A 25,954-nucleotide genomic window follows, 5' to 3' on the forward strand; every position below is an offset into this window, starting at 1 on the left:
AGCGGGCTGGACCACATCCACCCGCTCCAGCGCCGCCTCATCCCCGGTCGCCCGCAGCACATCGTGCAGATCCCAGTCGATATGCGGGGCGAGGGCCTGGGCGCACCCGTCGATCGACTCGGCGAACACGGGCGATGTGTCCAGCAGTTCGGCGGCCATGCCGACCCACTGCGACCCCTGCCCCGGAAAGACGAACACCGCACCGGACGGCGGCTCTCCCGGGGCCACGCCGCTGACCACATGGGTGGCGGGTTCGCCGGTGGCGATGGCGTCCAGCCCGGCCAGGAAGGTGTCACGGTCGGCGGCGACCACCACCGCGCGGTGTTCGAGCGCTGCCCGGTGCCGCGCCAGCGTCCAGCCGATATCGGCGAGCTGCCGATCGCTCGTCGTGGCCACGAACGCGCGCAACTGGGCTGCCTGCGCCCGTAGCGCGGCCTCCGAACGCGCCGAGATCACCCACGGCAGCACACCCTCCGTGGGCGTGGCCGGGGACATGGTGGCCGCCGTCGGGGCCGCTTCCAGGATCACATGGGCGTTGGTCCCGCTGACGCCGAACGACGACACCGCCGCGCGGCGCGCCCGTTCGGCCTCGGGCCACGGCGCGTTCTCCGTCACCAGCCGCACCGCACCGGACGCCCAGTCCACATGCGGCGTCGGCTCGTCCACATGCAGGGTGCGTGGCACCACACCGTGGTGCAGGGCCAGCACCATCTTGATGATGCCCGCGACTCCGGCGGCCGCGCCGGTGTGGCCGACATGGGCCTTCATCGAGCCCAGCAGCGCGGGGTGTTCGGCGGGTCGCCCCTGGCCGTACGTGGCGAGCAGCGCCTGTGCCTCGATGGGGTCGCCCAGCGCCGTACCCGTCCCGTGTGCCTCGATCACATCGACGTCGGACGGCGTGAGACGCGCGTTCGCCAACGCCTGCCGGATGACGGCCTGTTGGGAAGGCCCATTGGGCGCGGTGAGGCCATTGGAGGCGCCGTCCTGGTTGATGGCCGAGCCACGCACCACAGCCATCACCTGGTGGCCGTTGAGGCGGGCCTCCGACAGCCGTTCGACCAGCAGCACGCCCACGCCCTCCGCCCACGCGGTGCCGTCCGCCGCCGCCGCGAAGGGCTTGCAGCGGCCGTCGGGGGCGAGCCCGCGCTGATGGCTGAACTCGGTGAACACACCCGGTGTGGAGATCACCGAGACGCCGCCCACGAGCGCCATCCCGCAGTCGCCGTTGCGCAGCGCCTGTACGGCGAGATGCAGCGCCACCAGCGAGGACGAACACGCCGTGTCCACCGTGACGGCCGGTCCGGTCAGCCCGAAGCTGTAGGCGATCCGGCCCGACGCCACGCTTCCCGCCGACCCGGTGAAGAGGTAGCCCTCGGCCCCCTCGGTGTCGGCGCCCGCACCGCCGTAACCGTGCGGTACGAGGCCGATGAACACCCCGGTACGGCTGCCGCGCAGCGACAGCGGATCGATCCCCGCGTGTTCCAGGGCCTCCCAGGAGGTCTCCAGCAGCAGCCGTTGCTGGGGGTCCATCGCCATCGCCTCGCGTGGCGAGATGCCGAAGAAGTCGGCATCGAAGTCGGCGGCGTCCGGAAGGAATCCGCCCGCATGGACATAGCTGCTGCCGGGGCGTTCGGCGTCGGGGTGGTGCAACGTGTCGAGATCCCAGCCACGGTCCGCCGGGAACGGGGAGAGCGTGTCCTGGTCGGACAGCAGCAGCCGCCACAGGTCCTCGGGCGACCGTACGCCCGCCGGGAACCGGCAGCTCGTGGCCACGATCGCGATCGGCTCGTCCAGGGCGGCCGCCCCCGGCGCGACCGGCGCCACGGCGCCCGGTGCGTACGAGCCCGGTCCGGCGGTGTCCCCGCCCGTGATCCGGTCCAGCAGATGCCGGGCCAGTGTCAGGGGCGTCGGATAGTCGAAGACGACGGACGGCGCGAGCGCCACACCCGTCGCCACGGCCAGCCGGTTCCGTAGCTCCACGGCGGTCAGCGAGTCGAAGCCGAGGTCACGGAAGACCTTCCGCGTCTCCACCTCGTCCACCGACGAGAGCCCCAGCACGGCGGCCGCGTGGCGGCACACCTCGTCCAGCACCACCCGCGACCGTGGCGCGCCCTCGGCCGCGTCGGCCACCCGGCGTGCGAAGCCCTCAAGCGCCTCGGGCCCTTCGGCCGACACGGTGGCGGGCGGCAGCTCGACCCGTACGGCGGAGCCGGGGCCGACGGGCGCGAGCCAGTAGCGCTCGTGCTGGAAGGCGTAGGTGGGCAGATCGAGGGGTGCGGCGCCACCGGGTGCGAACACCGTCGTCCAGTCGGGGGCCACGCCATGGACCCACAGGGTGGCCAGGGCGTTGCGGAACTGCCGGACGCCACCGTGGTCACGGCGCAGAGTGCCGGTGGCGAGGAGGCGCTGGTCGGCGGCGTGGCCGGTCTCCTCGACGGCGGTGGTGAGGACGGGGTGGGGACTGCACTCCAGGAAGAGGGTGTGGCCGTCGGCCGGCAGAGCCCGCAGCGTGTCGTGGAAGCGGACCTGTTCGTGGAGGTTGTGGTACCAGTACTCGGCGTCGAGGGTTGCGCCGTTGATGGGGGTGGCGGTGACGGTGGAGTACATGGGGACGTGCCCGGTGCGGGGGGTGATGGGTGCGGCGAGGTGGAGGAGCTGTTCCCGGATGTGTTCGACGTGGGGCGTGTGGGACGCGTAGTCGACGGCGACCGCACGGGTCCGGATTCCGTTGGCCTCGGCCTTGGCCATGGCCTCGGTGAGCCCGGCGGGGCTCCCGGCGACGACCGTGGCGCTGGGTCCGTTGACGGCCGCGATCCAGACGTCGTCGTGGCCGGTCAGCAGCTCGTGCGTCTGCTCGGCGGAGGTGGCGAGGGAGGCCATGCCGCCGTGTCCGGCGAGTTCTTGGGCGATGAGGCGGCTGCGCAGGACGACGAGTCGTGCGCCGTCGTCCAAGCTCAGCGCACCGGCTACGCATGCGGCGGCGATTTCGCCTTGTGAGTGGCCGATGACGGCGGCGGGCTCGATGCCGTACGAACGCCACACCGCCGCCAGTGACACCATGACGGCCCAGAGGGCGGGCTGGACCACATCCACCCGCTCCAGCGCCGCCTCATCCCCGGTCGCCCGCAGCACATCGTGCAGATCCCAGTCGATATGCGGGGCCAGCGCCCGTGCGCACCGGTCGATGGATTCGGCGAACACGGGCGATGTGTCGAGCAGTTCGGCGGCCATGCCGACCCACTGCGATCCCTGCCCCGGAAAGACGAACACCGGACCGGCGCCCGACCCGGCGGTCACCCCAGCCACCGCATGCGCGGAAGCCACCGCGTGAGCGGAGGGCTCCCCGGCGGCGATCGCCTCCAGTCCGGCCAGGAAGCCGTCCCGGTCCCCGGCCACCACCACCGCACGGTGTTCCATGGCGGCCCGCTGTGTCGCCAGCGCCCACCCGATGTCCGACGGCGTGGCTTCGGAGGCGGCGGCGAACGCACCCAGCCGGGCCGCCTGCGCCCGCAGCGCGGCGGGCGACCGGCCCGACACCACCCACGGCAGCACACCCGCCATCCCGGCGAGCGGATGGGCGGGACGGGCGGCGCGGGCGGGGACGGGCGCCGGTGGGGCCTCTTCCAGGACCACATGGGCGTTGGTCCCGCTGATGCCGAACGACGAGACCCCGGCCCGCCGCGCCCGTCCGGCCTCCGGCCACGGACGCCCCTCCGTCACCAGCTCGACACCACCGCAGGCCCAGTCCACGTGCGGGGACGGCTCGTCCACGTGCAGCGTGGCGGGGACGACACCGTGACGCATCGCCATGATCGCCTTGATGACGCCCGCGACTCCGGCCGCCGCCTGGGTGTGGCCGATGTTGGACTTCACCGAGCCCAGCAGCGCTGGCCGGTCGGCCGTCCGGCCCTGGCCGTACGTGGCGAGCAGCGCCTGTGCCTCGATCGGATCGCCGAGCGCGGTGCCCGTGCCGTGTGCCTCGATCACATCCACATCGGATGGCGACAGCCCCGCGTCCGCCAGCGCATCCCGGACCACCAGCTCCTGGGAGCGGCCGTTGGGCGCGGTGAGGCCGTTGGAGGCGCCGTCCTGGTTGACCGCCGTGCCACGGATCACGCCGAGCACCCGATGGCCGTTGCGGCGGGCGTCGGACAGCCGCTCCACCAGCAGCAGCCCCACGCCCTCCGCCATTCCGGTGCCATCGGCCCCGGCCGCGAACGCCTTGCACCGGCCGTCCCGGGCCAGCCCGCCCTGGCGGCTGAACTCGGTGAAGATTCCCGGGGTGTTGAGGACGGTCACCCCACCGGCCAGGGCCAGCGAGGACTCCCCCCGGCGCAGCGACTGCACCGCCAGGTGCAGGGCCACCAGCGATGACGAACAGGCGGTGTCCAGGGTGATGGCGGGCCCGGTGAGCCCGAGCAGATAGGCGATACGGCCGGAGGCGACACTGGCCGTCCTGCCGGTGAGGAGATAGCCGTCCACCGCCTCCGGCGCCTCGTGCAGCCGTGGCCCGTACTCCTGGTCCATGGTGCCGACGAACACACCCGTGCGGGTGGCGCGCAGCGCGTCGGGCGCGATACCCGCCCGTTCCAGCAGCTCCCAGGAGGTCTCCAGCAGCAGCCGCTGCTGGGGGTCCATCGCCAGGGCCTCGCGCGGGGAGATGCCGAAGAAGCGGGCGTCGAAGTCCGTGGCCCCGTCGATGAATCCACCGCTCCGGGCGAAGCTGCTGCCGGCGCCCTCGGTGCCGTGCAGCCGTTCCAGATCCCAGCCGCGGTCGTCCGGGAACGGCGAGATGGCGTCCCGTCCGTCCGCCACCAGCCGCCACAGGTCCTCCGGGGAGCGCACCCCACCGGGGAGGCGGCAGCTCATCGCGATGATGGCGATCGGCTCGTCGGCGTCGGTGGCGGCCTGCGGGGTGGGTGCGGAGGGGACGGGACCGGCGGCGGTGGCGGCGAGGTGTTCCGCGAGCCGCGCCGGGGTCGGGTGGCTGAAGAGCGCGGCGGGGGAGAGGCGGGTGCCCAGCGCGGTGTTGACGCGGTTGCACAGATCGCTGAGCGAGATCGAGTCGAAGCCGAGGTCCTTGAAGGTCCGGCCGGTGTCGAGCGCGGCCACCGACGCATGTCCGAGGACGGCTGCGGCCTGGGCCCGCACCTGATGAAGCACATCAAGGCCCGGGGCCCCCATGGCCCCCGGGGCCCCCACGGCCGCCGGGGCGGCCACGGCGTCGAACCAGTGGCGCCGCCGCTCAAACGCGCGGCCCGGCAGCTCGGCCCGGCGGGCGCCGGTCCCCGCGAACACCTGCCCCCAGTCGGGGGCGGCTCCCCGCACCCACAGCTCGGCCAGCGAGAGCAGCACCCGCCGCGTGCCGCCCTCGCCCCGGCGCAGGGTGCCGACGGCGAGGCCGCCCGTGTCCTGGACGGCCGTGGTGAGCACGGGATGCGAACTGCTCTCCAGGAAGAGGGAGTTGCCGTCGGCGATCAGGTTCTGGACGGTGTCGTGGAAGCGGACCTGTTCGCGGAGGTTGCGGTACCAGTACTCGGCGTCCAGGGCCTCGCCCGCGATGGGGGCCGTGGTGACGGTCGAGTACATCGGTACGTCCCCGTCTCGCGGGGCGATCGGCGCCGCGAGCCGCAGGAACTCCTCGCGGATCGCCTCGACCTGCGGGGTGTGCGAGGCATACGCCGTGGCCACCGTGCGATGGCGCAGCCCGGCGGCCGCCGCCCTGGCCGTGACCTCGGCCAGCCCCTCCGGGCTGCCCCCGACCACCGTCGCACCGGGGCCGTTGACCGCGGCGATCCATACGTCGTCCCGGTCCGCGAGCAACTCGGCCGCCCGCTCCTCCGACGCCCCGATGGACGCGAGACCGCCCCGGCCGATCAGGGCCCCCGCGATCCGGCTGCGTACGGCGATCAACCGGGCACCGTCCTCCAGCGACAGCGCTCCGGCCACGCACGCGGCAGCGATCTCGCCCTGCGAGTGGCCCACGACGGCCGACGGGACGATGCCGAGCGAACGCCACACCCGTGTCAGCGAGACCATCACGGCCCACAGCGCGGGCTGCAGCACCTCCGCCCGCTCCAGCGCGGCGACGTCCTCGGTGTCCCGCAGGACGTCGAGGAGGTCCCAGTCGGTGTGCGGGGCCAGGGCCCGGACGCAGCGGTCGATGGATTCGGCGAACACGGTTGAGGCGTCGAGCAGTTCGGCGGCCATGCCCACCCACTGCGAGCCCTGCCCCGGGAAGACGAACACCGGACCGGCGGCCGACTCGCCGGCCACCCCGGCCACCACATGGGCGGAGGGCTCACCGGAGGCCAGCGCGTCCAGCCCGGACAGGAATCCGTCGCGGTCCCCGGCCACCACCACGGCACGGTGCTCCAGGGCCGTCCGGTGCTCGGCGAGCGACCATCCGATGTCGGCGGGGGATACGCCACCGTCCGCGGAACCGCCCGCCCGACCGCTCGCCCGACCGTCCGCCGCGAACGCCCGCAACCGTCCCGCCTGCGCCCGCACCCCGCCCGGCGTCCGGCCCGAGATCACCCACGGCAGTACGTCACCACCACACGCGGCACCCGCAACGCCTTCGTCCGCCCCCGTGGCGAGTGAGACCACCGGGGCCCGCTCCACGACGACATGGGCGTTGGTCCCGCCGACGCCGAAGGACGACACCCCGGCGATCAGCGGCGCATCCGGGCGCGGCCACGCCGAAAGCTCGGTCTGCACCCGCAGATTCCACCCCTCCAGCGGAATCGCGGGATTGGGGGAGCGGAAGTTGCGGCTGGGCGGGAGACGCTCCGCCTTCAGGGAGAGCAGGACCTTGATCAGGCCGGTGATCCCCGCGGCCCCTTCCAGGTGGCCCACGTTCGTCTTGGCGGACCCCACCAGCAGCGGCCGGTCCTTCGCACGCGCCGCGCCGACCGCCTCGGCCAGCGCCGCCGCCTCGATGGGGTCGCCGACGGGCGTGCCGGTGCCGTGCAGTTCGACGTACTGCACCTCGTCGGGGCCGACCCCGGCCGCGGCGCAGGCCCGGCGCAACACCTCCGCCTGGGCGGTCCGGCTGGGGGTGGTGAGGCTGTCCCCGCCGCCGTCGTTGTTGACCGCGCCGCCGCGCAGCACCCCATGGATCCGGTCGCCGTCGGCGAGCGCGTGGGCGAGGGGTTTGAGCAGCACCAGACCGCCGCCCTCGCCACGGACGAAGCCGTTGGCCCGCGCGTCGAAGGTGTAGCAGGTGCCGTCGGGGGAGAGGCCGCCGAAGCGTGCGGCGCTCAGTGCGCCGTCGTACGCGAGATTGAGGTGGACCCCGCCCGCGAGGGCGGTGTCGCATTCGCCGCTGCGCAGGCTCTGGCAGGCCGTGTGCACCGCGACCAGCGAGGACGACTGGCCCGAGTCCACCACCAGGCTGGGGCCGCGGGTGCCCAGCAGATAGGACAGCCGGTTGGCGATCATGCCGCGCTGGAGGCCGGTCAGGGTGTGATGGGTGACCGCGGAGTCGCCGCCGTGCCGCCGCAGCAGCGTGGCGTAGTCGTCGTTGATGGCGCCGACGAACACCCCCGTCCGCCCTTCGGCGAGCCGGGCGGGTGTGAGGCCCGCGTCCTCCAGGGTTTCCCAGCCCAGTTCGAGCATCAGCCGCTGCTGGGGGTCCATGGCCGCGGCCTCGCGCGGCGATATGCCGAAGAAGTCGGCGTCGAAGTGGTCCACCTCGCCGAGGAAGGCGCCGAATTCCGTCCCCGCCTCGGCTTCCGCTTCGGACCGGGCCCCGGACCCGCCGTCGGATTGCCGCGGAGTCCATCGGTCTTCCGGTACGGAAGTGACCGCGTCCCCGCCCTCGCTGAGCAGGCGCCAGAATTCCTCGGGCGTCCTGGCCCCCGGTAAACGACAGGAGAAACCGATGACCGCTACCGAATCATGGACATGGTGAGGCCATGGCGAATCGGCGACTGTGGACAACTAGGTACACTCCCCCGTGACCTGGTGACCTGGTGATCTGAACCATTTATCGCGCGTGAAAACAAAGATCAACTGCCGCGAAGGTACCGCAGCGTCCGACGGGTGCGCAAGCATGTTCGGGGGCCGCCGTCCGAGGGCATGTTCCCCTGTTCACAAGGCGGTTGACCGCGGCCCTTCGCTTTTCGGCGAAGGGAAAAATGGATGGCACCCGGTGCGGGGATGGGCTACGGTTTCTCCGTTCCGCACGGGCCGTGTTGGCCCGTGTTGCCGCGCGTTGAGGAAACCAGGAGGTGAGGACATTGATGACGGTCTCGGTGGCGAGCGCCGCTCGCGTTCAGGAGTTCCTCATTTCCACCCCCGCGGTCTCCGGCTGACACCTCTTCGGAGGCCGCCCTTCGAAGGGTTTCCTCCGTGTTCAACACTTCCTCCGACTCCGCCTCTCCGCACTCCCTCGCCGCCTATGGCTGGGACGACGGCTGGGCGGAGACGTTCACCCCGTACGCCGCGCAGGGCCTGGTGCCCGGCCGGGTGATCCGGGTGGACCGTGGCCAGTGCGAACTGGTCACGCCGAGCGGCCCGGCACGGGCCGACACCGAGTTGGTGACACCGCGCGACCCGATGCGGATCGTGTGCACCGGCGACTGGGCCGCCGTGGACGCCGAGGGCGATCCGCGTTACGTCCGTACGCTGCTGCCACGCCGTACCGCCCTCGTACGGTCCACCTCCTCCAAGCGCTCGGACGGCCAGGTGCTGGCGGCCAACGCCGACCACGCCGTCATCGCCGTCTCCCTCGCGGCCGAGCTCGACCTGGGCCGGGTGGAGCGGTTCACCGCGCTGGCCTGGGAGAGCGGCGCCCAGCCGCTGCTCGTTCTCACCAAGGCCGATCTGGTGCCCGACCCGGACACCCTCGCCCATCTGGTGTCCGACACCGAGACGGCGGCCCCCGGTGTGCGGGTGCTGCCGGTGAGCTCCGCGACGGGGGAGGGGCTGGAGGAGCTCGGCGCCCTGCTCGGCTCCGGTACCGCCGTGCTGCTCGGCCAATCCGGCGCGGGCAAGTCCACGCTGACGAACGCGCTGGTGGGTGAGGCCGTCCAGGACGTACGCACGATCCGCGACAGCGACGGCAAGGGGCGGCACACCACGACCACCCGCGATCTGCTGCCCCTGCCCTCGGGCGGGGTGCTGATCGACACCCCGGGGCTGCGCGGGGTGGGGCTGTGGGACGCCGAGGGCGGTGTCGCACAGGCGTTCGCCGAGATCGAGGAGCTCGCCGAGCGGTGCCGCTTCCCCGACTGCGCCCACCAGGCCGAACCCGGGTGCGCGGTGCTCGCCGCGATCGACGACGGCTCGCTGCCGGAGCGGCGGCTGGAGAGCTACCGCAAGCTGCTCCGCGAGAACGAGCGGCTCGCGGCCCGTACGGACGCGCGGCTGCGCGCCGAGCTGCGACGGGACTGGAAGCAGCGGCAGGCGCTCGGGCGCCACATGATGGAGCGCAAGCGGGGGCCGATGCGCAAGCGGTAGCGGTGCGCCCGGGGCCGGGGCCTCCCGACGTGGGCGCAGGGCGTGCGAGAACGGGGGCCTCCCGACGTGGGGCCGGGCCTCCCGACGTGCGGCCGGGGGCCTCCCCGCGCCGGGAGGCCCCCGGCCGAAACGCCGATTGGGGTGGCCGTGCGCGGTAACTCGACGCCACGATGGCCCTGCGAGGCCCCTGCGAGGCCCCTGCGAGGGGCGCCTGGAGGCCCTTGCGACAGTGATACGAGCGAGAAGCGAGAGAGCGGGTTGCGATGAATCAGGCCACGGACGAGTACGACGTCATCGTGCTGGGCGCGGGCCCGGTCGGTGAGAATCTGGCCGACCGGACCCGCGCCGCCGGACTCTCCACGGTGATCGTGGAGCGTGAGCTGGTCGGTGGTGAGTGTTCGTACTGGGCCTGCGTCCCCAGTAAGTCGCTGCTGCGCCCGGTGCTCGCGCGGGCCGAGGCACGCCAGGTGCCGGGGCTGCGGGAGGCGGTCGGGGGGTCGCTGGTGGCGGCCGATGTCTTCGCCCACCGCGACAAGCACGTCGGCAACTGGACGGACGACGGTGCGCTCACCTGGCTGGATTCGGCCGGGATCGACCTGGTGCGCGGCCATGGGCGGCTGGTCGGGCCGCGGCGGGTCGCGGTGACGCCGCCGGACGGATCCGACGGCGCGGAGCGGACCCTCACCGCCCGGCACGCCGTGGCCGTCTGCACCGGCACCCGGGCCGCGCTGCCCGACATGCCCGGGATCGCCGAGGCCCGGCCCTGGACCAGCCGGGAGGCCACCAGCTCCGCCACGGTGCCGGAGCGCCTGATCATCGTGGGCGGTGGTGTGGTGGCCGCCGAGATGGCCACGGCCTGGTGCGGCCTCGGCTCGCGCGTCACGGTGCTGGTGCGTGGCTCCGGGCTGCTGAACCGGATCGAGCCGTTCGCGGGCGAGCTGGTCGCCGAGACGCTGAGGGAGGCCGGTGCCGAGATCCGCACCGGTACGTCGGTGAAGGGCCTCGCCCGGCCGGGCGGGGTGGCGGGACCGGTCACGGTGACCCTGGAGAGCGGGGAACAGCTCGAGGCGGACGAGGTGCTCTTCGCCACCGGGCGCGCCCCGCACACCGCGGACGTGGGCCTGGACGCGGTGGGGCTCGAACCGGGCGGCTGGCTGAAGGTCGACGAGACCTGCCGGGTGACGGACGTCCCCGACGGCTGGCTGTACGCGGCGGGCGATGTCAACCACCGAGCGCTCCTCACCCACCAGGGCAAATACCAGGCGCGCATCGCGGGCGCGGCGATCGGGGCACGCGCGCGGGGCGTCGAGCGGCTGGACACGGGCCGCTGGGGCGAGTACGCGACGACCGCGGACGAGGCGGCCGTACCGCAGGTCGTCTTCACCGACCCGGAGGTCGCCGCGGTCGGGCTGACCGCTGAGCAGGCCGAGTCCGAGGGCCGCAACATCCGCGTCGTCGACTACGACATGGGCCAGGTCGAGGGCGCGGTCCTTTACGCGGACGGCTACCGCGGCCGCGCCCGCATGGTCGTCGACCTGGACCGGGGCCATCTGGTCGGCGTCACCTTCGTGGGCCCCGGCGTCAGCGAACTGCTCCACTCGGCGACGGTCGCGGTAGCGGGCGAGGTCCCCGTCGCCCGCCTGTGGCACGCGGTGCCGTCGTTCCCCACGATCAGCGAGATCTGGCTGCGGCTGCTGGAGACGTACCGGGGGTGAGGGGGCGGGGCCGCTCGGGCCGGGGGCACGTGGGGGCACCTGGCGCCCTTGGCCCCGGCTCCCGGCTCCCGGCTACGGGCTCCCGGCCCGCCCCCCGGCTGCTCGGGTTCGCCCTCCGGCCGCCTTCACGGCTTACGTCGGGGGCGAGTGGCTGCTCGTCTCCGACGCTCCGCCCTGGGCCCAGGGGCGGGTGGCTTGCGGGGCCGGGCTCCTGGGGCCCAACGGCCGAGCGCGCTGGGGCGGGCTTGAGCGGATCTTGGGCGGGCCTCGGGCCGGTCATCGCGTGGTGTTCCCGTGGACCCTCCCTGTGGACAATGTGGGGATGAGCCAGCAGGGCGACCGACGCCGTCATGAGGACGACTGGTGGGGCGAGTTGTACGACCCACGTCGTGCCGACGCGGGGCCCGCCGCGGCCTCCGACTCCGTGGACGACCGGTTCGATTCGGCCTCCCGCACGCTCGCCGGCGACGAGGACGCCGGTAATCAGAGACCGGCCGCGGGCGCCCCCTGGGGCCCGCGGACGGGGGAGCCGGGCGGTGCCGCCCCGGGCTCCGACGCCGACGCCGGAGGTGGCCCGCAGGGGTGGCGATCTCCCGTCGACGAGGAGCCCGGTGCCACACTGCCCACCCAGCACCGCGCGGAACCCGGCCCCGCAACGCCCTCGACGGGCGGCAACGCCGGGTCGAGCCCCGAGCGGCGCGACAACGCGGGGTCTGGGGCAACCCCGCCTTCCGACGGCCGCGGGGATTCCGGTGCCGGGTCGGGACGTACGGGGTCGGGTGGTGCGTGGGGTGGCGCGGGCTCGGGACGTACCGAACCGGGTGGCGCGGGAGCCGGTGCCGCACCGGGCGGCGCGGGTTCCGGCGATTCACCCGGCCGCGCGGAGCCGAGCGACCCCCGACGCACCGGCCCGGCGGGCGCACCCGGACGTACCGACTGGGGAAGCGCCCCCGGACCCACGAGCCGGGACAGCGCCCCGGGACCCACGGGGCCGGGGAGTCCGCCCGGACCCGCAGGCCCGGCCGGTGCACCCGGACCCGTAAACCGGGCAGGCGTGCCCGGACTCGCAGACTCGGCGGGCGCGCCCGGCCCCGCAAACCGGGCGGGCGCGCCTGGGCCCGTAAACCCGGCGGGCGCGCCCGGACCCGCAGACTCGGCGGGCGCGCCCGGCCCCGCAAACCGGGCGGGCGCGCCTGGGCCCGTAAACCCGGCGGGCGTGCCCGGACTCGCAGACTCGGCGGGCGCGCCCGGACCCACGAGCCGGTCGGGCGCGCCCGGACCCGCGGACCCGGAGAGCGACCCCCGACGCACCGGCCCGGCGGGTGCACCCGGGGCCACCATCCCCGCCGGGCCGCCCCGCCGTGCCGGGGTGGCCGGGCCGCCCTCGCCGTCCTCGGGGCCGCGCGGTGCGGGGGTGCCGGCTCCGCCGGAGGCGGCGTTGCGGGCCGACCCGGCGCGGCCCTGGCGGGCCGCGGCCGCCTCGTACGTCGGGGTCGAGCCGCCCGCGTACGAGACCGAGCCGACCACGCTTCCCGTCACCGATCCGGAGGATCTCCGGGACGTGGTGCCCGACACCGTGCTGGAGGGCGCCCGGTACGGCACGCTGACGCTGCGGGCCGCCTCCCTGCGCGGGGACGCGGCCCGTTACCGGGGTGAGCTGCGGCGGGACGCGCTGCTCGCGGTGCGGTTCGGGACCGGGGACAGCGCCCTTCTCCTGGTGGCCGTGGCGAGTGGGCAGCGGGCGGCCCCGGGGGCGCACCGAGTGGCGCGTGAGCTGTGCGAGTGGATCGCCGGGGCGGTCGGCGGCAATCAGGCCCGGCTGACGGAGGACATTCACACCGCCAACCGCGGCGCCCTCAGCTCCGGGCTGCACCGGCTCACCGACCGTGCCTACGGGCGGCTGCGCGCCGGCGCGACCGTACGCGGCCTCGCCCCCGCCGACCACACCGCCTCGGTGCGCTGCCTCCTGCTCCCGGCGCATCCGGCCTGCCGGACCCGGGTGTTCTTCGGCGTCGGCGACGGCGGGCTCTTCCGGCTGCGGGACGGCGTCTGGCAGGACCTGGAACCCGAAGGGGGCGAGCGGGACACCGTCGGCGGGCCCGTCATCGGCTATGGGAGTGGTCGCCCGCCCGTCCAGCGACCGGGCCATGCTCCCGACCCCACACCCGACCCCACACCCGACACCACACCCGAGCCCACACCCGACCCCACCCCCGAGCCCGAGTCCGAGCCCGTCCACGGGCCCTTCCGGTTCCGCGCCTCCGTCGCCCGGCCGGGCGACACCCTTCTGCTGTGCAGCGCGGGCCTCGCCGACCCCCTGCGCGGCGAGGCCGCCCTCGCCGATCGCCTGGCCGAGCGCTGGGACACCGCGGAGGCGCCGGGGCTCGCCGCGTTCCTCGCCGACGCCCAGACCGGGGTGAAGGGCTACGCCGACGACCGTACGGCGGCCGCCGTCTGGGAGGCGTAAGCGCGCCGTCCATGGGTTGATGGACGAAAGGTCAAGGTGGCGGAGAAGCGTCACCGGTCCCATCGACCCTGGACGACGAGAGGGATGAGGGCGCGCTATGGCCAAGCAGACCGTGGCGGAGCAGTACGTGGACATCCTGGTGCGCGCCGGTGTGCGGCGGCTGTACGGCGTGGTCGGCGACAGCCTCAACCCCGTCGTGGACGCGGTCCGCCGCAACGCCGCGATCGACTGGATCCAGGTCCGGCACGAGGAGACCGCCGCCTTCGCCGCCGGTGCCGAGGCGCAGCTCACCGGGTCCCTCGCCGCATGCGCGGGCTCCTGCGGCCCCGGGCACGTCCATCTGATCAACGGGCTCTACGACGCCCACCGCTCCATGGCCCCGGTCATCGCCCTCACCTCGCACATCCCCAGCAGCGAGATCGGCACCAGCTACTTCCAGGAGACCCACCCGGAGCGGCTGTTCCAGGAGTGCAGCCACTACTGCGAGTTGATCTCCCACCCCCAGCAGATGCCCCGCGTGCTGCAGACCGCCGTCCAGCACGCGATCGGCCGCAGCGGGGTGAGCGTGGTGGCGCTCCCCGGCGACGTCGCCGCCCGCCCGGCGCCCGAGCGCGCCGAGGAGCACGCGCTGGTGACGTCCCGGCCCACCGTGCGGCCGGGCGACGCGGAGATCGACCGGTTCGCCCGCATGGTCAACGAGGCGCGGCGGGTGACGCTCTTCTGCGGCCGGGGCTGTGCCGGGGCGCACGATGAGGTGATGGCCTTCGCCGAACTGCTGAAGGCACCGGTGGGGCACGCCCTGCGCGGCAAGGAGTGGATCCAGTACGACAACCCGTACGACGTCGGCATGAGCGGTCTGCTCGGCTACGGCGCGGCGTACGAGGCCACCCACGAATGCGATCTGCTGATCCTGCTCGGCACCGACTTCCCGTACGGCGCCTTCCTGCCCGCCGATGTGCGGACCGTGCAGGTGGACGTCCGCGCCGAACACCTGGGCCGCCGCTCCAAGCTGGACCTCGCCGTATGGGGCGACGTCCGGGAGACGCTGAGCTGTCTCACGCCGAAGGTGCGCCCGAAGACCGACCGCCGCTTCCTCGACCGCATGCTGAAGAAGCACGCGGACGCGCTGGAGGGCGTGGTCAAGGCCTACACCCGCCGGGTCGACAAGCACATCCCGATCCACCCGGAGTTCGTGGCCTCCGTGCTGGACGAGGAGGCCGCCGACGACGCGATCTTCACCGTGGACACCGGGATGTGCAATGTGTGGGCCGCCCGCTATCTGTCCCCCAACGGCCGCCGCCGGGTGATCGGTTCCTTCACCCACGGTTCGATGGCCAACGCGCTGCCGCAGGCGATCGGCGCCCAGTTCATGGACCGCCGCCGCCAGGTGATCTCGATGTCCGGCGACGGCGGATTCACCATGCTGATGGGCGACTTCCTCACCCTCGTCCAGTACGACCTGCCGGTGAAGGTGATCCTCTTCAACAACTCCGCACTGGGCATGGTCGAGTTGGAGATGCTGGTCTCGGGCCTGCCCGCGTACGGCACGGGCTATCGCAACCCCGACTTCGCCCAGATCGCCCGCGCCGCCGGGGTGTACGGCGAGCGGGTGGAGAAGCCCAAGCGGCTGCGGTCCGCGCTGCGCGCCGCACTGCACCACAAGGGGCCCGCGCTCCTGGACATCGTCACGGACCCCAACGCGCTGTCCATCCCGCCCAAGATCAAGGCGGAGATGGTGACCGGCTTCGCGCTCTCGGCCAGCAAGATGGTGCTGGACGGGGGCGTCGGCAGAATGGTCCAGATGGCCCGTTCGAACCTCCGGAACGTGCCGCGCCCCTGACCAGACTGCCCACCAGACGAAATGACCAGTAACACAGCAGCCCCGTCGGGACCATCCGGCGGGGGCTGTTCGCGTTCCGGGTGGCTACTCCCAGACGGGCCGTCCGTTCTCCCAGAGTGCGGACACGTGTCCGGCGAACCGGTCGTACAGCCCATCGTCGCCCATCCGATGCAGGTGGAACATCGGTGACTCATGGCCGAGCAGACTCGACAGATGCGGAGTCACCAGCATTTCGGAATCGAAGCTGAACACCGACAAGGCAATGTGATCATCACTGAACCGAGCGTCGATGCCGTCAATGCGCTTCAGCTTCGACAGCGCATCAAGGGTGATCCGGATACGCGTGCTGACAGTGAGTGGGACGCCCTCGATCTCCTCTCGACGCCGAGTCACCTCTGATTCCGGGTCGCCGATGAGGAAGCGCACAGTGCAACCAGCCGCCGCTTTGGCTGCTAACCGGTCGACGAGACGTGATTGCTCCTGCCAGACGAAGTAGTTGGTGTATCCAGCAAAGGTGATGCAGTGTGTCGCGGCGTCGATCAACTGCCCCCACACGGTCGTGGGGCAGGCATTGCGGTATGGATAGGCTTGGATGATCTCGCGGCTCGCCCCCGTCTTGACAACCGATCTGGCTGCCCTTGGCCACAGCATGCCCTCATCTGCTCCTAACGCCTTTGCGACGGCGATCCTCGTGTCGGGATGTGGAGCCCGACTGGGATCCTTCAACCATCGCTCCGCTGTCTTGGTGGACACTCCCACCATACGAGCGAGGCGGCTAGCGCTTACCTCCGCCTGCGCCATAGCATTTCGAAGGGCTTCGTTCAAGATTCCTCCCCCGGACGTTTGGGACACTTGGGACCATAGCGTGAAGCTGTCCTGGATGTCCTGTTCCGGGAGGTTCAAACGTCCCGTCAAGATGGCGACTGTATGCGCATGGACAGCGACGCAACGAAGCCGATCCTCGCATTCATCTACGACCGTGAGGTCACCGCAGAGGATTCAGCGGGTTATCGGATCCTCGCCTGTCGTCAGTTCGCCCGCGAACTGGGGTGGACAGTCGCGGGACAGTGGGTAGACCGCGGGTCCAACGCTGTAGCCCTGCGACGGACGTTCTGGACGGGCATGGTCGCCACGATGGAGCACGAGGGCCGGGAGCGGCGAATCATCTGTCTCGTCGCCGACTGGCACCGGATCGCGTTCGACGAGGCGGCGCGTAACACGCTGCGGCAGACGGTCAGCGACGTTGGAGGCGTGTGCGTGGCCGTCAGTGACGAGCAAGCCCCCGAGAACTCGCGAGACGTAGTCATGCGTCGGCTTCGCGCTAGCGGGAAGCAGGTCGGCCCGGGTGCGACGCTGGTCCGGCATGACGGGGCGACGGCATGACGCGGTATCCCAGTAGGGACGATTACCTGTCGCGGCGGGACGCAATCACGCGCATCGCGGCCGTGACGCCTCGCGAAAAGGCCGCCGCGACATTCGAGGAACAGGGGCGCGAAGCCATCAGGGCGTCGTCGCGGTACCTGGCCGATCCGTCGACGTCACTCGAAGACGCCCATGCCGCGATCAAGCTGCTTCAGCTTGCCCTCTCCGACGTGATCATGGTCGCAGAGGATCGACAGCGGCGGCTGGCGCGGTATCAGGAGGCCGCGAGCCAACCCGCCTGATGACCTCCTCGTCCCCACCCACATCACCGGCTGCGGCGGGGACGAGGCTCGGCGGCGGACGCACCGCGCGCGTCATGCCCACGCCGCCAGCGGGGGTCCTTCAGGGCGTGGAAGGGATCGCTCGCAGGACCCCCGCGCCAGGACCCCTGCCTGTCGGTCGCTGGAAAGTCAGGCAGGCAGGAAGCGGTCTGGGAGTGCTTTGGTCGGCTCCTCCCGGATCGTGGTCCCCGCTCCAAGTCCCGGTGACGTGCGACGGGGCGAGGGGCGGGGGCCGTAAGCACGTGCGGCCTCGTCCCGGCCGGATGGTTGGAGGCCAGGGCCGGGACGAGGGCAGCGCACCACTCACAGAGAAGAGGTACGCGCATGCGCAACGGTACAGCTCTGCTCGTCGACGACGAGCGGGCAGGCGTCATCAAGACCGTCATGGACAACAACCCCGGCATGGCGGATGACATGGCGGGACGGATCGTCGACGAGGCGGCGAAGTTCGTGATCGCCGCCTCGTGCTCGCAGAGACAGAACCTCACCCCGTCGCGCGTGGTGGATGAGGGCTGGCATGCGCTCATCCTTCATACACACCTGTACCACCGCCTGTGCGCGCGACGAGGCGCGTACGTCCATCACTCACCCGGGTACAACCCGCGGAACTACGACGAGTCGGTCCTGGAACGCACGAAGAGCCGGATCGGGGAACTGGGCTTCTCCGTCGACGCCGAGCTGTGGGGTCCTCCTGGCTCCGATCCGGTTGTCGTGGCGGCTGAGTGCCAGCACACGGAGGAGTGCGCGATCATGCCGATGCCCCCGGACCCTGGCCCCACGGAGTGATGAAGCTCGGGGATTCGCCGTGGAGCGGCCCATCGACGGCAGTAGCGTCACCGAAGGAGGTTCAAGATGAGAACAGACTGGACTGACCCTCGGTATCGCACCGTCGTGATGACGCTTCGAGGACTCCGAGAGTGCACCGGGCGACCGGTGAAGGGGTTCCTCGTCCCCAAGCCTGGCAGCGGTCAGGTGCGGGACAAGAGGAGCTAGCACAACCTCATAGCGGCCCCGTCCGTGCGCTTTCCTGTGGCGCCGGGCGGGGCTTCCCCGACTTCGCCCAGATCGCCCGCGTCGCCGGGGTGTATGGCGAGCGGGCGCCCCCACAGAACTCCGGTCACTCAACGGGCCCTCGATGCCACGATCCCGACGGCCTTCACCACCCTGCTCGCCGTGGCCACGGCACCGCACCGGGCACAGTAGGCTGCGTGAGCTGACAGTGACGACCTGATGACTGTCACGCGAACATGAGGTGACCTGTACGTAGTGAGGACCCTTCTGTGACCGCTGGCGCCCCGCGCCCCAAGGTCGGCGCGGTGGTGCTGACCATGAACGACCGGCCCGAGGAGTTCCCTCGGGCCATGGCCTCCCTGCTGGCTCAGCGGGGCGTCGATCTCGACGTGGTGGTCGTCGGCAACGGCTGCCGCCCCGCCCAGGTCTCCGCCGACGTGCGCACCGTCGAACTGCCTGCGAACGTCGGCATCCCCGAGGGGCGCAACCTCGGTGCCGCCGCCGTCACCGCCGAGTGCGACTACCTGTTCTTCTTCGACAACGACGCGGTCCTCCCGTCCACCGAGGCGCTGGCCAAGCTCACCGCCGAACTCGACAACGACGCTCGGCTCGCCTACGTACAGCCACGTATCACCGACCCCGACAGCGGCGTCACGCAGCGCCGCTGGGTGCCCCGTCTGCGGGCCTCCGACCCCACTCGGGCAGGCACCGTGACCGTCATGGCCGAAGGTGTCGTGCTCATCCGCCGCTCCGCCTTCAATGCAGCCGGGGGCTGGCCCGGTCATTTCTTCCTCTTCCACGAAGGCATCGATCTGGCCTGGCGGCTGTGGAACCGCGGCTACACCGGCCTCTACCTGCCCGCCGTGACCGTTCACCATCCGGCTACCAACCCGGCCAGGCATGCCACCTTTTACCGGCTCAATGCCCGTAACCGCGTCTGGCTCGCCCGGCGGAACCTCCCCCGCGTCCTCATTCCCCTCAACCTGGCCACCTGGCTCGCCTTGACCTTATGGCGATTCCGGGACCGCGCAGCCCTGCGCGCCTCCCTGAGCGGGTTGCGCGAAGGGCTGCGCGGCGGCCACGGCACGCGGGCACCCATGAGCTGGCGGACGGTCGTCGAGCTGACTCGCTCCGGACGACCGCCCGTCTTGTAGCCGTCAGGCCTCAGCCCCTCACCTCACCGGCCGCAGCCGCAGCGTCAGGATCTGGTGCGGGCGCAGTGCCAGGGTCAGCCCTCCCGGGCCCGTGGCCGCCTCGTGCAGCGGGCGCTCCAGCAGATCCGTCACCTCCGCGCCGAGCACCGGGAAGCCGGTGACCAGCGTGCCCGCCGCCCGGCCGCCCTGGGACTCGTACAGCCGCACCACCACATCGCCGCTGCGGTCCTCCGCGAGCTTGACCGACTCGATCGTGATCGCGGGGTGGTCCACGGACACCAGCGGCGCCCGCTCGGCCGGTCCGGCGGGGAGGGTGCGCAGCGGCAGGTTGAGGGCGAGCCCTTCCGCGACCGCCTCGGCGACGCCCGCGCCCGGCAGCAGCGCGTAGCGGAAGCGGTGGACGCCCAGGTCGGTCTCCGGGTCGGGGCTGTGCGGGGCGCGCAGCAGGGTGAGCCGCACGGTCGTGCCCAGCACCTCGCCCTCGCCCGTGGCCCCGTCCGCGCCGGTGCCGTCGACCGTGCCCGTGCCTGTGCCCGTGCCCGCGTCCGTGCCCGTGCCTGTGCCCGTGCCCGCGTCCGTGCCCGCGCCCCCGGCGTGCGCCGTACGGGTCACATCGTGGCCGTACGTGGAGTCGTTGAGCACCGCCGTCCCGTACCCGGGCTCGGCGACCCGCAGCCAGCGGTGGGCGCAGATCTCGAACCGGGCCGCGTCCCAGCTGGTGTTGGTGTGGGTGGCGCGGTCCACATGGCCGAACTGGATCTCCGCGGTGGACACCTTGGCGTGGATGTCCAGCGGGAACGCCGCCTTGAGGACCTTCTCCGACTCCTGCCAGTCCACCTCGGTGGCGATGTCGAGGCGGCGGTTGCCCGCGGCCAGTGTCAGCTCCTGGGTGATGCGGGAGGCGCCGAAGGACCGTATGACCCGGACCGTGGCGCGCAGCGGACCGGATTCGATCAGCTCCACGGACTCGGCGTCGGTCAGATCGGTGTGGCGGCGGAGGTAGTGCCGGTCGATGTCCCAGGCGTCCCAGTGGTTGGGGTGGTCGGGGTGGAGCTGGAGGAGGTTGCCGCGGGTGCCGGGGGCCAGCACCTCACGGCTCGCGTCCAGGTCAAGCACCGAGGTGAGCAGCCCCTCGGCGTCGATGGTCACCCGCAGCCGGTCGTTGTCCAGGACGATGGACTGGCCGTCGCTCAGGGCGGTCACCGGCGGCGCTCCATGGGGTGCGCCGCCGGCCGCGGCGGGCGCCTGCGGGGCGGTCCCCAGGGGTGCCGCGCCCAGCCCGGCGACCCGCACCGCGACCGCCGTACGGCCCTCGCCCAGCGGCTGGACCGGGGCCCCGGACGGCAGGGCGGCCGCCGTCGTCGCGTCCAGGACGGCGATCTCCTCGCGCTCGTACGGCGAGGCGTTGAGCACCGCGGGCCCACCGCCGCCCAGCGCGGCCACCGCCCCCGCGATGATCTCCTCCAGCTCGGCGAAGACCATCTCGTAGGTGTCCCGCGCCTCGCGGTGCACCCAGGCGATGGACGAGCCGGGCAGGATGTCGTGGAACTGGTGCAGCAGCACCGTCTTCCAGATCCGGTCCAGCGCGTCGTACGGATAGGCGTAGCCGGGCGTGTGCAGCGCGGCGGCCGTGGCCCACAGCTCGGCCTCGCGCAGCAGATGCTCGCCGCGCCGGTTGCCCTGCTTGGTCTTGGCCTGGGTGGTGTACGTGGCCCGGTGCAGCTCCAGATACAGCTCGCCCGACCACACCGGCGCCTTGGCCCCGTACTCCCGCTCGGCCTCGGTGAAGAACGCCGAAGGTGGCTGGATCTCGACGGTCGGCGAGCCCTCCAGGGAGGCGAGCCGGCGCGCCTTCTCCAGCATCTCGCGGGTGGGGCCGCCACCGCCGTCGCCGTAGCCGAAGGGCACCAGCGAGCGGGTGGCCAGCCCCTTGTCGGCGAAGTTCTTCTCGGCGTGGGCGAGTTCGGAGGCGCTGAACCCGGCGTTGTAGGTGTCCACCGGCGGGAAGTGGGTGAAGACCCGGGTGCCGTCGATGCCCTCCCACCAGAAGGTGTGGTGCGGCATCTTGTTGGACTGGTTCCACGACAGCTTCTGGGTGAGGAACCACCTCACCCCCGCCAACTTGGCGAGCTGCGGGAAGGCGGCGGTGTAGCCGAAGGAGTCCGGCAGCCAGATCTCCTCGGTGTCCACCCCCAGCTCCTCCAGGAAGAACCGCTTGCCGTGCACGATCTGCCGGGCCAGCGCCTCGCCGCCGGGCATATTGGCGTCCGACTCGACCCACATCGAGCCCACCGGCGCCCAGTTGCCGTCCGCCACCGCCTTCTTGATCCGCTCCCAGATATGCGGCTGGTGCTCCTTGACCCAGGCGTACTGCTGCGCCTGTGAGCAGGCGAAGACCAGCTCCGGGTACTCGCCCGCGAGCGCGGTGACATTGGCGAACGTACGGGACGCCTTGCGTACCGTCTCGCGCAGCGGCCACAGCCACGCCGAGTCGATATGGGCGTGCCCGGCCGCCGAGACCCGGTGCGCGCTGGAGTGCGCGGGACGGCCGAGCGCGTCGGTGAGCTCGGCGCGGGCGGCGGCCGCGGTGCCGGGGACGTCGTGGAGGTCCAGCGCGTCCAGCACGTTCTCCAGGGCGCGCAGGATCTCATGGCGGCGCGGCCGGTCCGCCGGCAGCTCGTGCATCAGCTCCGAGAGCACCTCGATGTCCAGGACCAGATGCCAGACGGTCTCGTCGAGGACGGCCAGCTCGGCCGAGGCGAAACGGTACAGCGGCTCGTCCCCGGCGGTCAGCACATCGCCGAGCCGGGTCGGGACGAACCCGTCGCGCAGCACCGACGGGTTGGCGGCGGCCTCCAGCAGCAGCCGTACGGGCTCACCACCGGCCGCCGGGGCCGCGATCGGAATGTGGCGGTTGCGCGGATGGATGCCCTTGATCGGCACCCCCTCCGCGTCGTACACCAGCCCCTCGGCCTGGAACCCCGGGGCGTCGTCGGTGAAGCCCGGGTCGATCACGGCCTCCACCCGCCGCCCCGCCCAGCCCTCGGGCACCGCGCCCTCCAGCCGGAACCACCAGGTGGACCACGGACTGCCCCAGTCCGTGCCGGTGGTGAACGGCTCGTAGGTGCCCGCCAGCGCCTCCGCGACCGGCACCGGTTCACCGGGGGTGCGCCACGCGGAGAGGGTGAGCGGCACCCGGGCCGTGTACTGGGCGGGCCTGATGAACTGGCGCAGCGCGCGGTCCAGGCGCCCCTCCACCAGTGGTCGGTCGTCGTGCATCACGGCTCCTCGGCTCGAGCTAGGGGGATCACTCAGCGGATCACTCCCAGCATTTCCCTCGGTGTGTGGGAGGCAACACCCGGGCATGCATTTCCGTGAGCGTGTTCGACGACATTCGACGCTGGCCGCCGTCAGGGGGTGGCCGGGGCGGGGGAGGATGAAGCGTCAGCCTGTACGGCCGGGCCGGGGGCATGGGCAGGGTCGGCCGGATGCGCGGCCGAAGGCCGCGGAGGCCGTTCCGGAGGCCGTTCCGGAGGCCGTTCCGGAGGCCGTTCCGGAGGGTGTCCCGGTGGAGCGTGGCCCGGTCCTGACCAAGCGATTGGCGCATGACGATCTCGCGGCGGTGGCGCGGGTCCGCGCGGAGCTGCGCGAGATGCTGCGGCACTGGGGAGGGCCCGGCCGGGCCGATCTGGCCGAGCTGCTCACCAGCGAGCTGGTGACCAACGCGCTGGTCCACACCGACCGCGGTGCGCAGGTCTCGGCCTCGCTGGGGGACGGGCCGGGCGCACGCGTCACCGGGCGATTACGGGTGGAGGTGCGGGACTTCGTGTCCCGGCACCCGACGCTGCGCGACCGGCCCGCCGAGGACAGCACATCCGGGCGCGGACTGCTGCTGGTGCATACGCTCGCGGACGCCTGGGGCGTGCGGGCGCACGGGGTGGGCAAGGTCCTGTGGTTCGAACTCGAAGCCGAGGGCGTTCCGTAGCCGCGTCCCACCGATGGGGGCGCGGACGTCGTGGCGTGTCGGCGCCCGACGTCGTGGCGCGTCGGCGCCTCGCGCGGTACGGATCCGCCGGGCGGCGGGCGGGGATCCGTACCCCCGCCCCCGCCGCCGCCTCAGCCCCGCTCAGCCGAAGGCGCGCTCGATCTGCGCCAGCTTCTCCTCGAGGGAGTCCAGCCGCGGGATGGTGAGGGTGTCGTCCTCGGCCGTGAGGTCGATGGTGTGGGGACGGTCGGCCTCGGCGCCCTTGTCCTTGTCACCGAAGCCGAAGCTGAAATCCCGATCGTGGTCCTTGGCCCGGTCCTGGCCCAGGTCGCCGGTCGCGGACTCGGCGCCGCCCGCGGAGCGCAGGGCGGGCCGGGCGGAGGCGGCGGCCAGCTGACCCTGCTCCGGGGCCCCGGCGGTCTCCAGCACCTTCTCGCCTATGGCAGGCTCCGAACTGAGCTGCCCGGCCGGCGGGGTGGCGGCGGTGACCTCCACCTGACGGCCGCCGCGGCGGCCCCACATCCGGTGCTGCCGGTTGATCGCCCGGATCCGGGCCCGGTCCAGCTTCTCCTGCTCGCGCCGACGGGAGCGGTTGTTCTCCTTCTCGCGCCGGTCCTCGCGGACCTCCTCGACCGCCTCGTCCAGCGTCCGCACACCCTCGAGCAGCATCAGCGACCATGCCGCGAAGGTCTCGCGCGGAGCGCGGATCCAGCGGACGACGCGGATCTGCGGCAGCGGCCGGGGCACCAGGCCCTGCTCGCGCAGCGCGGCCCGGCGGGTCTGCTTCAGGGCCCGGTCGAAGAGGACCGCCGCCGAGAGCGACATGCCCGCGAAGAACTGCGGGGCGCCCGCGTGGCCCATGCCGCGCGGCGCGTGCACCCAGTTGAACCAGGCCGCGGCGCCCGCGAACAGCCACACCAGCATGCGCGAGCCGAGCGCGGCGTCACCGTGGCTGGCCTCCCGCACCGCCAGCACCGAACAGAACATCGCCGCGCCGTCGAGCCCGAACGGCACCAGGTACTCCCAGCCGTTGGTCAGCGCCAGGTTCTCCCGCCCGAAGCCCACCAGGCCCTGGAAGGAGAGCGCTGCGGCCACCCCGGCGCAGCAGAACAGCAGAACATAGGCGGCCATCCCATAGACGGCCTCCTTACGGCGCCGACGCTCCTCGCTGCGCTCCCAGGAGTCGGTGATGACGCTCTCGTCCTTCTTCCGTCGGCCGCGCGCGAGGACAACCGCCGCCCCCACGACGCCGGCGAGCGCCACGACGACTGGCAGAACCAGCGATATGTCGGTCAGTCTCATCCGGTGCCCCTTGATTGGCTTCCATGAAGTTCCGGCCGCAGAACGGCCTACCGCGCGCGACATCCTGGCGGAATCCTGCCGGGCCTCGAGCGGTTTTGGGACAAGAGGCCGCCAAGTAGGCGGGGGGACACGCGGATAGCTGCGATGCGATCCGAACACTCGCACTGTGCAAGCGGCTTGATTCTATTCACGGAACCCGATCGCGGGTAATCCGACCAACCGGCTTGCCGGTCGGTCTACGGTCCGTGCACGAGGAGCAACGTTACTGCGACCTTAAATGATGTTTACGGGCTTTGCCCGGGGGCGGCCTCCGCATATCGTTCGATGGGATGTCAGGAGGACCGGAGTGGAGCAGTCCGAAGCACAGGCGGCGATGGAGCCGCTGCCCTCCTGCGGCGCGCCCGGGGCACGCAGGTCCCCGCGCAGGCACTCGGTGCGCGGCCAGATCCTGGACGCCCTGCGGGACGCGCTGGCCGGTGGTGAGCTGACCCCGGGCGAGGTGTACTCCGCGCCGGTGCTCGCCGAGCGCTTCGGCGTCTCTCCGACCCCCGTACGGGAGGCCATGCAGCAGCTCGCGGGCGAGGGCGCCGTCGAGGTGGTGCCCAACCGGGGCTTCCGGGTCGCCCGCCGCAGTGAGCGCGAGCTGGCCGAGCTCGCGGAGGTGCGGGCGCTGCTGGAGGTTCCGGTGATGCTCAGCCTGGCGGAGGCGGTCGCGCCCGAGCGCTGGGCCGGGCTGCGGCCCTTCGCCGAGGCGACGGCGGCGGCCGCCGTAAGGGGCGACCGGGCCGCGTACCTCGAGTCGGACCGCACCTTCCACCAGACGGTGCTCGGCTTGGCCGGAAACCAGCAGCTCGTGATCGTCGCCGACGATCTGCACCGCCGCGCCCAGTGGCCCCTGGCCTGTGGCCGCGCCACCCGCACCGCCGACCTCGTCGCCGACGCGGAGGAGCACATGGCCCTCCTCGACGCCCTGGTCGCCCGCGACCTCGACACGGTCGAATTCCTCACCAGGGCCCACTTCGCCCCGACGGTCTGAGGGCTGGGCTGGGCTGGGACTGGGGGCTGTTGGGGGGCCGGCGGGTGGTGGCGCCTGCGGCGGGCTGTTCCCCACCCCGCCCCTTCCCGTAACTGGGGCTCCGCCCCAGACCCCGCTCCTCAATCGCCGGAGGGGCTGGAAGGCGGGGCTCCGCCCCGAGACCCCGGGGGCCAGGGGTGAAGTCCCTGCCACGCCAGACCCCCGAGGGCCAGGGGTGAGGCCCCTGCCACGCGGCTCCGCCGTGTGATCCGCCGGACACCCGTAGGGGCTGGGGCG

Annotated in this window: 14 protein-coding genes; 10 read left to right on the forward strand and 4 right to left on the reverse strand. The window is 72.6% G+C overall.

What is annotated here, in order from left to right:
- Positions 1-7,944, reverse strand: a 7,944-nt coding sequence (locus tag NP777_RS30240; protein WP_256653350.1) for a type I polyketide synthase, incomplete at its 3' end; no start/stop codon positions are given.
- A gap of 411 nt (positions 7,945-8,355) precedes the next feature.
- Between NP777_RS30240 and rsgA the strand changes: the two genes are divergently transcribed.
- From rsgA to NP777_RS30260, 4 genes are all read left to right on the forward strand, one after another.
- Positions 8,356-9,465, forward strand: a complete 1,110-nt coding sequence (rsgA, locus tag NP777_RS30245; RefSeq protein WP_256653351.1) for a ribosome small subunit-dependent GTPase A — start codon at positions 8,356-8,358, stop codon at positions 9,463-9,465.
- Between the two features lie 263 nt (positions 9,466-9,728).
- Positions 9,729-11,180, forward strand: a complete 1,452-nt coding sequence (locus tag NP777_RS30250) for a dihydrolipoyl dehydrogenase family protein (RefSeq protein WP_256653352.1) — start codon at positions 9,729-9,731, stop codon at positions 11,178-11,180.
- Positions 11,181-12,594: 1,414 nt separating this feature from the next.
- Positions 12,595-13,647, forward strand: a complete 1,053-nt coding sequence (locus tag NP777_RS48580; protein ID WP_391858603.1) for a protein phosphatase 2C domain-containing protein — start codon at positions 12,595-12,597, stop codon at positions 13,645-13,647.
- A gap of 97 nt (positions 13,648-13,744) precedes the next feature.
- On the forward strand, positions 13,745-15,487 hold the full coding sequence (locus NP777_RS30260; RefSeq protein ID WP_256653354.1) for a pyruvate dehydrogenase: 1,743 nt from the start codon (positions 13,745-13,747) through the stop codon (positions 15,485-15,487).
- A gap of 84 nt (positions 15,488-15,571) precedes the next feature.
- On the opposite strand, the gene NP777_RS30265 is transcribed toward NP777_RS30260, so the two are convergent.
- Positions 15,572-16,138: a hypothetical protein gene (locus NP777_RS30265; RefSeq protein ID WP_308405259.1), complete on the reverse strand. Its 567-nt coding sequence runs from the start codon at positions 16,136-16,138 to the stop codon at positions 15,572-15,574.
- A 282-nt stretch (positions 16,139-16,420) separates the two neighbouring features.
- Between NP777_RS30265 and NP777_RS30270 the strand changes: the two genes are divergently transcribed.
- The 4 genes from NP777_RS30270 (at position 16,421) to NP777_RS30285 (ending at position 19,355) form a co-directional block, all read left to right on the forward strand.
- Positions 16,421-16,870, forward strand: a complete 450-nt coding sequence (locus NP777_RS30270; RefSeq protein ID WP_256653356.1) for a hypothetical protein — start codon at positions 16,421-16,423, stop codon at positions 16,868-16,870.
- Complete coding sequence (locus NP777_RS30275) at positions 16,867-17,151, forward strand: hypothetical protein (RefSeq protein ID WP_256653357.1); 285 nt, start codon at positions 16,867-16,869, stop codon at positions 17,149-17,151. Before NP777_RS30270 ends, NP777_RS30275 begins: the two co-directional genes overlap by 4 nt.
- A gap of 363 nt (positions 17,152-17,514) precedes the next feature.
- The gene (locus tag NP777_RS30280) at positions 17,515-17,976 is read left to right on the forward strand and encodes a glycine-rich domain-containing protein (protein ID WP_256653358.1); all 462 of its coding nucleotides are present in this window, start codon (positions 17,515-17,517) and stop codon (positions 17,974-17,976) included.
- 494 nt (positions 17,977-18,470) lie between these two features.
- Positions 18,471-19,355, forward strand: a complete 885-nt coding sequence (locus tag NP777_RS30285; protein ID WP_256653359.1) for a glycosyltransferase family 2 protein — start codon at positions 18,471-18,473, stop codon at positions 19,353-19,355.
- Positions 19,356-19,373: 18 nt separating this feature from the next.
- Here the strand turns inward: NP777_RS30285 and NP777_RS30290 are convergent, their stop codons facing one another.
- On the reverse strand, positions 19,374-22,634 hold the full coding sequence (locus NP777_RS30290) for an alpha-mannosidase (protein ID WP_256653360.1): 3,261 nt from the start codon (positions 22,632-22,634) through the stop codon (positions 19,374-19,376).
- Between the two features lie 289 nt (positions 22,635-22,923).
- Here NP777_RS30290 and NP777_RS30295 point away from each other — a divergent pair, with 289 nt between their 5' ends.
- Positions 22,924-23,340 carry an ATP-binding protein gene (locus NP777_RS30295; RefSeq protein WP_256653361.1) on the forward strand — a complete coding sequence of 139 codons (417 nt, stop codon included), beginning with the start codon at positions 22,924-22,926 and terminating at the stop codon, positions 23,338-23,340.
- A gap of 141 nt (positions 23,341-23,481) precedes the next feature.
- Here NP777_RS30295 and NP777_RS30300 read toward each other — a convergent pair whose 3' ends face one another.
- The gene (locus tag NP777_RS30300) at positions 23,482-24,642 is read right to left on the reverse strand and encodes a DUF2637 domain-containing protein (protein ID WP_256653362.1); all 1,161 of its coding nucleotides are present in this window, start codon (positions 24,640-24,642) and stop codon (positions 23,482-23,484) included.
- A gap of 346 nt (positions 24,643-24,988) precedes the next feature.
- Here NP777_RS30300 and NP777_RS30305 point away from each other — a divergent pair, with 346 nt between their 5' ends.
- Entirely contained in the window at positions 24,989-25,678 is a 690-nt protein-coding gene (locus NP777_RS30305) for a GntR family transcriptional regulator (protein ID WP_391858604.1), read from the forward strand.
- Positions 25,679-25,954: the final 276 nt, after the last annotated feature.

The sequence above is a fragment of the Streptomyces rugosispiralis genome, from assembly GCF_024505145.1.
Taxonomy (GTDB): Bacteria; Actinomycetota; Actinomycetes; order Streptomycetales; family Streptomycetaceae; genus Streptomyces; species Streptomyces rugosispiralis.